Origin of the sequence: Streptomyces sp. NBC_00536 (assembly GCF_036346295.1) — a bacterium.
Classification (GTDB): domain Bacteria; phylum Actinomycetota; class Actinomycetes; order Streptomycetales; family Streptomycetaceae; genus Streptomyces.
In genome coordinates this window covers 5521686-5534312 of the sequence record NZ_CP107819.1, presented here as the reverse complement: position 1 = coordinate 5534312, position 12627 = coordinate 5521686, and the positions used below count along the sequence as shown (strand labels likewise).

At 74.8% G+C, this 12627-nt stretch carries 11 protein-coding genes; 5 read left to right on the top strand and 6 right to left on the bottom strand.

Translation table 11 applies throughout. The features are described 5' to 3' along the window. Positions 1 to 292: 292 nt before the first annotated feature. A complete protein-coding gene (locus OHS33_RS24730; RefSeq protein ID WP_330332598.1) occupies positions 293 to 1081 on the top strand; it encodes a hypothetical protein in 789 nt (262 codons plus the stop codon). 36 nt (positions 1082 to 1117) lie between these two features. On the opposite strand, the gene OHS33_RS24725 is transcribed toward OHS33_RS24730, so the two are convergent. After that, positions 1118 to 1558 (bottom strand): MarR family winged helix-turn-helix transcriptional regulator, encoded by a 441-nt coding sequence (locus OHS33_RS24725; RefSeq protein WP_330332597.1) that lies wholly within the window; start codon positions 1556 to 1558, stop codon positions 1118 to 1120. A gap of 358 nt (positions 1559 to 1916) precedes the next feature. Next, positions 1917 to 4313 (bottom strand): endopeptidase La, encoded by a 2397-nt coding sequence (gene lon, locus OHS33_RS24720; protein WP_330332596.1) that lies wholly within the window; start codon positions 4311 to 4313, stop codon positions 1917 to 1919. A 138-nt stretch (positions 4314 to 4451) separates the two neighbouring features. Between lon and OHS33_RS24715 the strand changes: the two genes are divergently transcribed. Continuing rightward, entirely contained in the window at positions 4452 to 4970 is a 519-nt protein-coding gene (locus OHS33_RS24715) for a DUF1877 family protein (protein WP_330332595.1), read from the top strand. A gap of 10 nt (positions 4971 to 4980) precedes the next feature. On the opposite strand, the gene OHS33_RS24710 is transcribed toward OHS33_RS24715, so the two are convergent. From OHS33_RS24710 to OHS33_RS24700, 3 genes are all read right to left on the bottom strand, one after another. Then, on the bottom strand, positions 4981 to 5751 hold the full coding sequence (locus OHS33_RS24710; RefSeq protein WP_330332594.1) for a DUF4097 family beta strand repeat-containing protein: 771 nt from the start codon (positions 5749 to 5751) through the stop codon (positions 4981 to 4983). 96 nt (positions 5752 to 5847) lie between these two features. Next, positions 5848 to 6711: a sulfurtransferase gene (locus OHS33_RS24705; RefSeq protein WP_330332593.1), complete on the bottom strand. Its 864-nt coding sequence runs from the start codon at positions 6709 to 6711 to the stop codon at positions 5848 to 5850. A 393-nt stretch (positions 6712 to 7104) separates the two neighbouring features. Then, positions 7105 to 8520, bottom strand: coding sequence for a glycosyltransferase family 39 protein (locus tag OHS33_RS24700; protein ID WP_330332592.1), 1416 nt, complete (start codon positions 8518 to 8520; stop codon positions 7105 to 7107). A 36-nt stretch (positions 8521 to 8556) separates the two neighbouring features. On the opposite strand from OHS33_RS24700, the gene OHS33_RS24695 reads away from it, so the two are divergent. Then, positions 8557 to 9123: a hypothetical protein gene (locus OHS33_RS24695; RefSeq protein WP_330332591.1), complete on the top strand. Its 567-nt coding sequence runs from the start codon at positions 8557 to 8559 to the stop codon at positions 9121 to 9123. Here the strand turns inward: OHS33_RS24695 and OHS33_RS24690 are convergent. After that, on the bottom strand, positions 9120 to 9827 hold the full coding sequence (locus OHS33_RS24690) for a TetR/AcrR family transcriptional regulator (protein ID WP_330332590.1): 708 nt from the start codon (positions 9825 to 9827) through the stop codon (positions 9120 to 9122). The two genes, OHS33_RS24695 and OHS33_RS24690, sit on opposite strands and share 4 nt — an antisense overlap. A gap of 213 nt (positions 9828 to 10040) precedes the next feature. Here OHS33_RS24690 and OHS33_RS24685 point away from each other — a divergent pair, with 213 nt between their 5' ends. Then, on the top strand, positions 10041 to 11765 hold the full coding sequence (locus OHS33_RS24685; RefSeq protein ID WP_443065465.1) for a glycoside hydrolase family 3 protein: 1725 nt from the start codon (positions 10041 to 10043) through the stop codon (positions 11763 to 11765). A 111-nt stretch (positions 11766 to 11876) separates the two neighbouring features. Further along, positions 11877 to 12608 carry a spermidine synthase gene (locus tag OHS33_RS24680; protein WP_330332588.1) on the top strand — a complete coding sequence of 244 codons (732 nt, stop codon included), beginning with the start codon at positions 11877 to 11879 and terminating at the stop codon, positions 12606 to 12608. Positions 12609 to 12627 lie beyond the last annotated feature (19 nt).

Here is a 12627-nt window from a genome sequence, read left to right as displayed (position 1 = left end):
GCCACTTGAACGAGTGAACAACACGGAGGAGTTGACGAACAACTCGGGCGGCCCCTCGTCAGGGCCGGGGCATGGACAGGCGGTTGAAAGATCCATGGGTGCTTGACAGGATGCCCGCCCACAGCGGCCCGGACCCTTCAATTCCGCCGCATTCGGGCCATTCGGCCGGGAACCACCACCCTCCGCGGCGCCCCGCGCCCCACCGCCGCGGACCCGCCGCGACCGCGCCCGTTCACCCGCCCGCGCGCCGCCCGTCCCCCGGCGGACCGGACATCCCGGGCAGACTGTCCGCATGCGCATCGACCTTTCCTCAGCCCCCGGCAACCCGGAACGCCCCAACGAGGACTGGCTGTCGGCCTCGATACCCGCATCGGGCGGCGGTGGCGTACTGGTCGCCCTCGACGGGGTCACCCCGCCGCGCGGCGGGACCGGCTGCGGGCACGGCGTGCCGTGGTTCGTGGCCCGGCTCGGCGGGCGGCTGACCGAACTGTCCGGATCGCGCCGGGACATGACCCTCGACCGGATCCTCGCGGAGGCGATCCGCTCCACCGCCGACGCGCACCGCGACACGTGTGACCTTTCTCACGTGCGCACTCCGCAGGCGACGGTGGTCATGGCCCGCTGGGACGCGGAGTACGTCGAGCACCTCGTGCTGTCCGACTCCGTGCTCCTGCTGGGCGCGCCGGACGGCGCGGTGACGGCGGTCCTGGACGACCGGCTCGACCGGGTGCCCGCGGAGGTGCTGCGCTCGGTGGCGGCGACCGACGCGCTGCGCAACGCGGACGCGGCGGGCGCCTTCTACACGGCGGCCGCCGATCCGGCGGTGGCCGTCCGCGCGGTCACCGGGCGGACCCCGCGCGCCCGGGTGACGGCGCTGGCCGCGCTCACGGACGGCGCGAGCCGCTGGACGGACACCTTCGGGGCGGGCGACTGGGCCGACTGCCTGGCCGTGCTCCGCAAGGAGGGCGCCGAGGCGCTGATCGACCGGGTCCGCGTCCTGGAGTCCGCCACCGCCGAGGGCGACGCCCGGGTCCGCTCGAAGCGGCACGACGACGCCTCGGCGGCGTACGCGGAGCTATGAGCCCCCGGGGGCCCGGTGGGCCGGTGGGCCGGTCGGCTATTCGGCGCTCTGGTTCAGCTGGTTGAGCAGCCGGGCCAGCTCCGCGACCTCGCCGCGGTCCCAGTCCGCGAGCTTGCGCATGTACTGCTCGCGGCGGGCGTTGCGCACCCGCAGGTAGCGCGCCCGGCCCTCCTCGGTGAGGCCGACCAGGAAGGCGCGGCCGTCCGCCGGGTCCGGTTCGCGGGCCACCAGGCCGAGGGTCTCCAGGGCGCGCAGCTGGCGGCTCATGGTCGCCTTGCCGACGCCGAAGTAGGCGGCGAGGTCGGTGGCCCGCTGGCGGCCGGCCGCTTCGAGCCGTACGAGCAGGCCGTACGCCGCCGGTTCCAGCTCGGGGTGCAGTTCGCGGGCCATCTCGCCGGAGGAGGCGCGGGCCCTCCGGAGGAAGACGGACAGCTCCCGCTCCAGGGCGAGGAACTCCTGGTCTTCACTCCCGTGCACGTACCGCTCCCATCGATGGTGTGGAAGACCAGTATCGAGCAGCCGCGCCCAGCCTCGCCCCTCAGCCCCGCCCCCCCTCCAGCCTCGCCGGCGTTTGAGGCGCGGGCCCGGCGCCCGCCGCCCCACAGCCTCGCCCCCTCAGCCTCGCCGGCGTTTGAGGCGCGGGCCCGGGGCCCCGCCGCCCCACAGCTTCGCCCCCCCCTCCAGCCTCGCCCCCCTAGCCTCGCCCCCCTAGCCTCGCCGGCGTTTGAGGCGCGGGGTCTGGGGCGGAGCCCCAGGATCCCGGCTCCGCCGGGCACCGGGCTCCGCCCGGACCCGCGCCTCAAACGCCGGCGAGGCTGGAATGCCCCGGCCGGGATCAGGCGGCCACGGCGACCGGTTCGGCGGCGGCCGACAGGGCCAGCTCCAGCACCTGGCGGACGTCCGTCACCGGGTGCACTTCCAGCCGCTCCAGCACCTCGGCCGGTACGTCGTCCAGGTCCGCCTCGTTCCGCTTCGGGATGATCACCGTGGTGATCCCGGCCCGGTGCGCGGCCAGCAGCTTCTGCTTGACCCCGCCGATCGGCAGCACCCGCCCGGTCAGCGACACCTCACCGGTCATCGCGACGTCCGTGCGCACCTGGCGGCCGGAGAGCAGCGAGGCCAGCGCCGTGGTCATCGTGATGCCCGCGCTCGGGCCGTCCTTGGGGACCGCGCCCGCCGGGAAGTGGATGTGCACGCCCCGGTCCTTGAGGTCGGCGACCGGAAGCTCCAGCTCCGCGCCGTGCGAGCGCAGGAAGCTGAGCGCGATCTGCGCCGACTCCTTCATCACGTCACCGAGCTGGCCGGTCAGGGTGAGACCGGCGGCCCCGGTCTCGGGGTCGGCCAGCGAGGCCTCCACGAAGAGCACGTCGCCGCCCGCGCCGGTCACGGCGAGGCCGGTGGCCACGCCGGGGACGGCGGTGCGCCGCTCGGCCGGGTCCTGGCCCGCCTCGGGCACGTGGTGCGGGCGCCCGATCAGGCTCCGCAGGTCATCGGCGCCGATCAGGAACGGCAGTTCCCGCTGACCCAGTTCGTGCTGCGAGGCCACCTTCCGCAGCAGCCGCGCGATGGACCGCTCCAGGGTGCGCACGCCCGCCTCGCGGGTGTACTCGCCCGCCAGCTTGCGCAGCGCGTCCTCGCCGAGGGTGACCTCCTCGGGCGCCAGGCCGGCCCGCTCCAGCTGCCGGGGCAGCAGGTGGTCCCGGGCGATGACGACCTTCTCGTCCTCGGTGTAGCCGTCGAGCCGGACCAGCTCCATCCGGTCGGCCAGCGCCTCCGGGATGGCCTCCAGCACATTGGCGGTGGCGAGGAAGACCACGTCGCTGAGGTCCAGTTCGACCTCCAGGTAGTGGTCCCGGAAGGTGTGGTTCTGCGCCGGGTCCAGGACCTCCAGCAGCGCGGCCGCCGGGTCGCCCCGGTAGTCGGAGCCCACCTTGTCGATCTCGTCGAGGAGCACCACCGGGTTCATCGACCCGGCCTCCTTGATGGCCCGGACGATCCGGCCGGGCAGCGCGCCGACGTACGTCCGCCGGTGTCCGCGGACCTCGGCCTCGTCCCGTACGCCGCCCAGCGCGACCCGGACGAACTTGCGCCCCATGGCGTGCGCCACGGACTCGCCGAGCGAGGTCTTGCCGACTCCGGGCGGCCCGACGAGGGCCAGCACGGCCCCGCCGCGACGGCCGCCGATGACGCCCATCCCGCGCTCGGAGCGGCGCTTGCGCACGGCCAGGTACTCGGTGATGCGGTCCTTCACGTCGCTCAGCCCGGCGTGCTCGGCGTCGAGGATCGCGCGGGCGCCCTGGATGTCGTACTCGTCCTCGGTCCGCTCGTTCCAGGGCAGTTCCAGCACGGTGTCCAGCCAGGTGCGGATCCAGGCGCCCTCCGGCGACTGGTCGCTCGCCCGCTCCAGCTTCTCGACCTCCTTGAGGGCGGCCTCGCGGACCTTCTCGGGCAGGTCGGCCTCTTCGACGCGGACGCGGTAGTCGTCGGACTCCTCGCCCTCCTTCTCGCCGTTCAGCTCGCGCAGTTCCTTGCGCACGGCGTCCAGCTGGCGCCGCAGCAGGAATTCGCGCTGCTGCTTGTCAACGCCGTCCTGTACGTCCTTGGCGATGGACTCGGCCACGTCCTGCTCGGCGAGGTGGTCGCTGAGCATCTTCACGGCGAGCCGCAGGCGGGCGACGGCGTCGGCGGTCTCCAGCAGCTGGAGCTTCTGCTCCAGGGTCAGGAAGGGCGAGTAGCCGGAGTTGTCGGCGAGGGCCGAGACGCCCTCGATCTGCTGGACGCGGTCCACGACCTGCCAGGCGCCGCGCTTCTTGAGCCAGCTGGTGGCGAGCGCCTTGTACTCCTTGACCAGCTCGGCGACGGCGCCGGGCAGCGGCTCCGGCACCTGCTCGTCCACCGTCTCGCCCTCCACCCAGAGCGCGGCCCCGGGCCCGGTGGTCCCGGCCCCGATCCGGACCCGCCCCCGGCCCCGGATCAGGGCCCCGGGATCCCCGTCGGACAGCCGCCCGACCTGCTCGACGGTGCCCAGCACGCCGGTTGCGGCGTATTTCCCGTCGACCCGCGGCACGAGCAGCACCCGTGGCTTCCCGGTACCGGCGGCGGCCTGCGCGGCCTCCACGGCACCCCGCACCTCCGAGTCGGACAGATCCAGCGGAACGACCATCCCCGGCAGCACGACCTCGTCGTCAAGCGGCAGCACAGGCAGGGTGAGCGTTACGGACGTCGAAGCCATGATTTTCCCTCCGGCAGCGAAGTTGAGCTATGCCGACTCAATGCTTGTGCGCCGCCCAATGTTCCCCAACCGGCGTTCGCCCGGGGCGAACGGAGCATCGCCGGGGCCGATGTCAGTGGTGGGTCCTACCCTGCGCGCATGAGCATCCTCGGGAGCTACATCCGGCTGACCGCCGACGAGCTGGCGCGCGCCCGGCACGATCCGGACTGGGTCCTGGCCTGCGTGGAGGGGGCCGTCGAGGGGACCGCCGGGGTGGGCACGGACCGGCCGGACCGGCCGGACCGGTCGTACAGCACCGGGACCGCCTGGGACGCCCTCGGGTTCCTGACCCGGCGCATCGGGTTCCCCGTCGACATCGCGCACGGCGAGGAGGCGCTGCCCTGGTCCGGTGGCGGGGAGGTCTGGAGCTACGGTCCGCCCCGCTGCCTCACGCCCGGGCAGGTGCGGACGGCCGCGGCGGCCATGGCGGCGACGGGCGGCGAGCGGCTGGTGGCCGGGGCGGGCCCCGCGGACCTCGCCCGGGCCGATGTCTATCCGGTGGACGCCTGGGAGCGGGGGGCGTCGCTGGAGGGCGTCGTCGCCCACTACGAAGCGCTGCTGCCGTTCTTCCGGGCCGCGGCGGCGGACGGCGACGCGCTGCTCGTCTGGCTGTCGTAGCCGTAAGGGATCAGGGGGCGGTGATCTTCACGTCGCCCGAGCTGGTCTCCACGCTCAGGCGCGAGGCGGCCGCGGCGTCCGTCGGGACCGTGACCTCGCGGCTGCCGGAGCTGGTGGTCACCCCGACCCGGTACGGGCCGCCCGGGACGCGCAGGGTGACGTTGCCGGAGCTGGCCTCGGCCTTCACCGAGGCGGGCGCGCTCGTGAAGTCGAGGCGGGCGTCGCCCGAGCTGGAGTGCACCTCGGCGCTCGGTCCGCCGAGCGCGGTGCCCGTGATCTCGCCCGAGGAGGTCGAGACGCGCAGCGCCCCGGCGATCCGCTCGGCCCGTACGTCGCCGGAACTGGCGGCCAGCTCGGCCTCCGCGACCCCCGTCACCGTGATGGCGCCGCTGCTGCTGCCCAGCTTGACCTTGGCCGCGGCCGGGACCTCCAGCCGGTAGTCGACGTAGCAGGAGTCGCCGTCGCCGCAGTCGTCGGTGAAGGTGAGGGCGCCGCCGGAGACCCGCTGGCCGGGCCGGGGGACGGTGTCACCGCGGTAGTGGACGGTGCGGTGCACCACGGCTCCGGGGCCGTTGCCGGGAACCACCTCGATGGAGCCCCTGCGGGCGTTCTTGATCTCGACCGAGGTGACGGCCTCGGTGACCGTGGCGTCGGCGGCCGCCGTCTTCGTCGTCTTCTGTTCCCCGCCGAGGAGGTCGGTGGAGCAACCGGAGACGAGCAGCCCGGCGGCGAGCGCGGCGAGGGCCGTGACGGGCAGGGCGAGGGAGCGGCGTGAAGTCATGCGCCCAGTCTCGCGAGACGGGCCGCCGCCGGTCGATGGCGCTGCTACCCGTCCGGGGGGTGGGGCTAGCACCACCCCCGGCGCCAGGGCGGGAGTTCAGGACCCGGTGACCACCGGCAGCTCGCCCTCCGCGCCCGGCATGCCCCACTCGCTCCACGAGCCGTCGTAGACGGCCGGGTCCGGATATCCGGCCAGTACGGCGCCCAGCGCGAGCACGCACGCGGTGACGCCCGAACCGCAGCTGGCGTACAGCCGCTCCCGGTCATCCGCCACCGCGCGGAAGGCGGCGCGCAGGTCGGCCTCGGGAAGCATCGCGCCCTCCCGCTGGAGGTCGCCGAAGGGCAGGTTCAGCGCGCCGGGCATGTGGCCGCCGCGCAGGCCGGGGCGGGGTTCGGGGGCGGTGCCCGCGAAGCGTCCGCGGGTGCGGGCGTCGAGGACCGCCGTACGGTCCGGGTCGGCGAGGGCCGCGGTGACGGCGGCGCTGTCCACGATCAGGCCGGGGCGGGGGCGGGCGGTGAAGGTGCCGGGCGGGCCGTCGTACGCGGCGGGCACCTGCTCGACGGGCAGCCCGGCCGCCTCCCAGGCGGGCAGTCCGCCGTCGAGCACGGCGGCCCGGTCGAAGCCCATGGCGCGCAGCATCCACCAGGCCCGGGCGCTGGAGTAGATCCCGGCGCCGTCATAGACGACCACGGCGCTGGTGTCGTCGATCCCGAGCGCGCGCACGGCCTCGGTGAAGGCCGCGGCGCCGGGCATGGTGTGCGGAGCGGGCGCGGAGTGGTCGCTGAACACCCCGTCGAGGTCGAAGGCCCGCGCCCCGGGAATCCGCCGCCCCGCCCCCCGGTGCGCCCCCACGGAGGCGTCGAGCACGACCACCCCGTCCGCCCCGAGGCACGCCGCGAGCCCGTCCACCCCGACGAGCGGCCGCTCGAAGAGCACAGAAACCGGAACCGAAACCGTCACTGCCGACCTCCTGAGATCACCGTTCCCCCCATCCTGCCGCACCCCCCACCACCGAACCCGGGTGGGCCCGGGCAGGCTGAAGGGCGCGGCTCGCTGGTGCCTCCGGCGGGCCCTCAAACGCCGGGCAGGCTGAATCAGCCCGACGGCTGACGCCAGCCAAACCACCGCGCCCCGACGGCTGACGCCAGCCAAGTTCAGCCCGCCCGGCGTTTGAGGGCCCGCCGGAGGCAAAGGGCGGGCGCAGCCCCACAACCGCGACCCGACACGCGACAGCCGACACCAGCCAAATTCAGCCCGCCCGGCGTTTGAGGGCCCGCCGGAGGCAAAGGGCGGGCCGGGGCCCGGCTCGGGGGCCGGAGCACCTGGGCCGGGAGGGGCCGCCCCGCCGGGAAGCTAGGGGCAGGTGCCCGGCCGGGCGAAGAGGGCCAGCCGGGCCCCCTGCACGGGAGTGATCCGGCACAGCTCGAAGTCCGTGACCAGCGCCTGCCGCTTCACCGCCTCCCGCGGATACGGGTCCACCGGCTCGTCCGCCGGATCCAGGACCGCCAGGACCCGCGGCGCGGCCAGCAGCCGGGCCCGCAGCTCCGCCGCGGGGAGCTCCGCCCCCCACAGCGTGTCCGAGCCCGCCGGCGACTCGGCGAGGGCCACATCGCGCAGGCCCCCGTACACCCGGGGCGAGGACAGCAGCCATTCCCGCCGCCGCGCGGGCATGAACAGCACCGCGTCCCCCGGCCGCGCCTCGGCCCGTACGGCCGCCGCGACGGCGAGGACGTCGTCCTTGCGGCTCTCGGGCGTACGCAGCCACCCGGCCCAGATCCCGAGCGGCACCAGCAGCGCCACCGCCACCACCCACGCGGCCCGGCCGCCCGCCGCCAGCCGCGCCCCGGCGAGCAGGGCGAGTCCGGCGAGGGAGTAGAGCACGTACCGGTCGACGTACAGCGGGTGGACGAGGGAGACGGCCAGCAGCACTCCGGGCGGCGCGAGCGTCAGCGGCAGCGCGAGCCGGACCAGCGCCCGGTCCCGGTCCGGGATCCCGCGCGCCAGCAGCAGCGCCGCGCCCGCGATCACGGCGTACGCCGCCCAGTCCGTCCACTTCGGCCGGCCGAGCCAGCCGAGCTGCTGCTGTGCCTGCCCCGCGCTCAGCAGCACGAGCGGCGCCAGCACCGCCCCCACGGCCGCGACGCTCCACCGCCAGCCGCGCGAGCGCCACGCCACGAAGCCGTGCGCGAGCAGGACCAGTACGGCGAATTCGTGCAGCCAGCAGCCGAGCGCGAGCACCACCGCGTAGGCCGCCCAGCGCTCGCGCACCAGCAGGTACGTCGCCCAGATCACGGCGGCCGCGACCAGCGCGTACGAGCGCCCCTCCTGGGCGTACATCTGCACCGGGGGCGCCACCGCGTACGCCGCCCCGGCGAGCAGGGCCGCCCGCTCCCCCGCCCCCAGCCGGTGGGCGAGGGCCGCCACCCCGGCGGCGGCCAGGGCGGTGGCGGCGACGGAGGGCAGCCGCAGCGCCCACAGCCCGCCGTCCCACACTGCGAAGACGCCGTGCGTCAGCAGGTAGTACAGGCCGTGGACGGCATCGACCTGCCCGAGCAGGCCGAGGAGCTGCCCGGACGTGCGGTGGGCCACCTGGTACGTCACCGACTCGTCACGCCACATCGAGCCGCCGCGCGGCAGACCCCACAGGCCGAGGGCGAGTGCGAGCAGCGGAGGCAGCCAGCGCCGTGACCAGGCGGTAGTGCGGCTGATGACGGGCCTCCGGGGGACGGCGGGTGACGAGCGGTATCGGTTCGGGCGCGGGACCTCCATACTCGGGGTCGACCCGATTCCGCGCGGAGGTGGGGTGTGCGAACGTACCGAACGACGGCGACCGCGGCCGTGGCGGCCGCATGCGCGCTGACCCTCGCCCTCGGCGGCTGCGCGCCCGGCGGACCGGCCGGACCCGAACCCGGATCCGCCGGCGCCACGCGTACCGGCACCGCCCCCACCGCGCCGCCCGCGACCACCACGCCCTCCGCGTCCGCGTCCGCGACCGCGTCCGCCACCACCGCCCCCACGGCCCCCGCCCCCGCCCGGCAGCAGCTGCTCCTCGTCACCCGCAGCGGCGGCTACGCGGGGCGGCAGAGCACCCTGGACATCCGGGACGACGGGTCGTGGACCCTGCTGGACGGTTCCGCGCGTCCGGTGGGGACGGGCAAGCTGACCGCCGCCTACCTCGACGAGCTGCGCGGCGCCCTTCGCCAGGCCGATTTCGCCCACCTGCCCCCGGTGGCCACGGACCAGGGGAAGGTGTTCGACGGGTTCACCTACGCCTTCGTGCACGACGGGCACGAGGTGGTCGCGACGGACGGTTCGGTCCCGCCGACCCTGATGAAGGTCCTGGACGCGCTGCCGTCCTTCGACAAAAGCTAGGGCGAGGTGGCGGCGTACGGCGCAAGCCCAGCGCCCGAGGCCGAGATCCCGCGCAGCAGCCGGTCCAGGAAGGCGTGCAGCCGGGCGGGCATGTCCACGCCCTCCGGCGCCAGGATCCACTGGATCTGGAGGCCGTCCATGACGGCCAGGGTCTCGCGTCCCGCCGCCTCGCAGTCGGTGCCGGGCCGCAGCTCACCGCGCGCGACACCCCCTTCCAGCAGCGCGACGGTCCGGCCGAGCACCCGGGCGTAGCGCTCGGTGAAGTACGCGTGGGCGGGGTGGCCGGGGTTGCCCGATTCGCCGACGAGGGTCTGGAACATCCGGACGATGCCGGGCCGACGGGTGTTCTCGGCGGCGAGGGTGACGACGGTGGCGAAGTACCGGGCGACCGCGTCCCCGCCCTCGCCTTCCCCCTCACCGCCGAGGTCCGCGAAGAGGCGTTCCACATCGTGCCGCTCGCTCTGGGCGAGCACGCCGAGCAGCAGGTCCTCCTTGCTGCGGAAGTGGTGCAGCAGCCCGCCCTGGGTGATCCCGCAGTCGTGGGCGATCCGGGCCAGCGAGGAGGCGTGGAACCCCCACCGCGCGAAGTGCTCCACGGCGGTATCGAGGATCTTCCGGCGCCGGGCGTCGCCCACGGCGTAGGTGCCCCGGCCCGTGCTGCGAGCCGTGCTCCTGCGGGCCGTGCGCCCCTGCTCCTGTGCCATGCGCACCACCCTAGACGCGCCCTCCCGCCCTCACCCGGACGGGTGATCCAGGTCACTTCCGAAAACCTAGTAGGTACAAGGTTTTTGCGCTTGGCTGGGCGCGCCGCCCCCGCCGCGATCCGCCCCACCCGAACCCCGGAGCCCCTCGTGCCGCTCTCCCAAGGCCCCCAGCAGCGCCGCCAGCACCCCCCGCACCCCTACCAGGACGCCGCCCTGCCCATCGGGCGGCGCGTCGAGGACCTGCTCTCCCGGATGACCCTGGAGGAGAAGGCCGGCCAGCTCTTCCACTCCATGCTGACGATGAACGCCGACGGCACCCCCGTCACGGAGACCGACGGCTCGCTGCTCCCGTACGCCACCCCCGAACTGATCGGCGAGCGGCTGCTGACCCACTTCAACCTGCTGGGCACCTACGGCGCCCGCGAGATGGCCCTGTGGCAGAACGCGGTCCAGGAGCTGGCCGCGGCCACCCGCCTCGGCATCCCGGTCACCCTCTCGACCGACCCCCGGCACGCCTTCACCGACAACATCGGCGCCTCCTTCAACTCCGGCGCCTTCTCCGCCTGGCCCGAAGCCCTCGGCCTCGCCGCGATCGGCGATCCCGAGCTGGTCCGCACCTTCGCCGACACCGTCCGCCGCGAGTACCTCTCCGTGGGTTTCCGGGTCGCCCTGCACCCGCAGATCGACCTGGCCACCGAGCCCCGCTGGGCCCGCCAGACCGGGACCTTCGGCTCGGACGCGGAGCTGACGGGCGAGCTGGTGCGGGCGTACGTACGCGGCCTGCAGGGCGAGCACCTCGGCGCGGACTCGGTCTCCGCGATGGTCAAGCACTTCCCCGGCGGCGGCCCGCAGAAGGACGGCGAGGACCCGCACTTCGCGCACGGCAAGGAGCAGGTCTATCCGGGCGGGATGCGCGAGCACCACCTGGAGCCCTTCAAGGCGGCGATCGCGGCCGGGTGCGCGCAGATGATGCCGTACTACGGGCAGCCGGTCGGGACGGACTGGGAGGAGGTCGGCTTCGGCTTCAACAAGGGCGTCATCACCGGCCTGCTGCGCGAGGAACTCGGCTTCGAGGGGATCGTGTGCACCGACTGGGGGCTGCTCACGGACGCGGTGATCTTCGGCGAGGTCCACCCGGCGCGCGCCTGGGGGCTGGAGCACCTGAGCACCGCCGAGCGGGCGGCGCGGGCGCTGGACGCGGGCGCGGACCAGTTCGGCGGCGAACAGTGCCCCGAGGTCATCGTGGAGCTGGTGCGGTCCGGGCGGATCGACGAGTCCCGGATCGACGCGTCCGTACGGCGCCTGCTGCGGGAGAAGTTCACGCTCGGCCTGTTCGAGAACCCGTACGTCGACCCCGACCTGGCCGAGGCAACGGTCGGCCGGGCCGACTTCACGGCGCTCGGCGCGGCGGCCCAGCGGCGCTCGCTGACCGTCCTGACCAACGGGCGCGGCCTGCTGCCGCTCTCCGGCCGGCCGAAGCTGTACGTCGAGAACATGGACCCGGAGGTGGCGGCGGCGTACGGGGACGTGGTCGCCGATCCGGCGGAGGCGGACCTGGCGGTGCTGCGCCTGCGGACGCCGTACGAACCCCGCGAGAACGTGTTCGAGTCCTTCTTCCACTCCGGTTCGCTGGCGTTCCCGGAGCCGGAGCTGGCCGGGATCCTCGCCCTGCTCGACGCGGCGGCGACCCTGGTGTGCGTCAACCTGGAGCGGGCGGCCGTCCTCCCGGAGATCGCCGAGCGGGCGGCGGCGCTGGTCGCGGACTACGGCGCGGCCGACGCGGCGCTGCTGGACGTGGCCTTCGGGCGGGCGCGGGCCGAGGGGCGGCTGCCGTTCGAACTGCCGCGCTCGATGGCCGCCGTGGCCGCGTCCCGGCCGGACGTGCCGAACGACACCGTGGACCCGGTCTTCCCCGCGGGCCACGGCCTCAGCCTCTGACGCCGCCCCCGCAGGGTGGACCTCACGAACAACGCCCCGCCGGTGGAACCCGCACCGGCGGGGCTTCGTTGTGCGGTCGAGTGACCGGCCGGTCACGGAGAGGATCCGCCCATGTCAGCCCACGCCACCGTCGCCGATGCCGGCACCACCGCGCCCGTCACCGTCGACCGCCGCCAGGGCCCGTACGGCGAGGTCGTGCTGCGCCGCCGCGGCGCGACGTACGAGATCATCGCCAACGGCTGCTTCCTCATGGACACCTCCGACGGGCGTTCCGAGCGGCTCCTCGTCGACGCCGCCCGCGTGGCCGTCCCCGGCAGCCGCGCGCACCCAGCCGTCCCCGGCGGCCGCGCGCGTCCCGCCCTGCTCATCGGCGGCCTCGGCGTCGGCTTCTCCCTCGCCCACGCGGCGGCCCAGGAGCACTGGGGGCGGATCAGCGTCGTCGAGCGCGAGGAGGCGGTCATCGACTGGCACCGCTCCGGGCCCCTCGACACGGTCTCCGGCCCCGCGCTGGCGGACCGGCGGGTCGAGATCGTCCGCGCGGATCTGGTCGCACATCTGGGCGACCCGGCCTCCGGGCCCTACGACGCCCTCTGCCTGGACATCGACAACGGCCCCGACTGGACCGTCACCGACGACAACCGCGGTCTGTACTCCCCGGCCGGGCTGGCGGCCTGCCGGGCCCGGCTGACCCCGGGCGGGGTGCTCGCCGTATGGTCCGCACAGCCGTCCGCCGCGTTCGAAGAAGCCATGCGGAATGCCGGATTCAGCTCGGTACGGACGGAAGAGGTGCCGGTTGCCCGAGGTGTCCCGGACGTCGTCCACCTCGCGTTGAACCCGTCATAGCCGGGACCCGGAGCCTCCT

Excerpts from the sequence above, each read along its gene's own strand:
- OHS33_RS24730 (WP_330332598.1), top strand. The coding sequence starts at position 293 with ATGCGCATCGACCTTTCCTCAGCCCCCGGCAACCCGGAACGCCCCAAC.
- lon (WP_330332596.1), bottom strand. The coding sequence starts at position 4,313 with ATGGCTTCGACGTCCGTAACGCTCACCCTGCCTGTGCTGCCGCTTGAC.
- OHS33_RS24715 (WP_330332595.1), top strand. The coding sequence starts at position 4,452 with ATGAGCATCCTCGGGAGCTACATCCGGCTGACCGCCGACGAGCTGGCG.
- OHS33_RS24710 (WP_330332594.1), bottom strand. The coding sequence starts at position 5,751 with ATGACTTCACGCCGCTCCCTCGCCCTGCCCGTCACGGCCCTCGCCGCG.
- OHS33_RS24700 (WP_330332592.1), bottom strand. The coding sequence starts at position 8,520 with ATGGAGGTCCCGCGCCCGAACCGATACCGCTCGTCACCCGCCGTCCCC.
- OHS33_RS24690 (WP_330332590.1), bottom strand. The coding sequence starts at position 9,827 with ATGGCACAGGAGCAGGGGCGCACGGCCCGCAGGAGCACGGCTCGCAGC.
- OHS33_RS24680 (WP_330332588.1), top strand. The coding sequence starts at position 11,877 with ATGTCAGCCCACGCCACCGTCGCCGATGCCGGCACCACCGCGCCCGTC.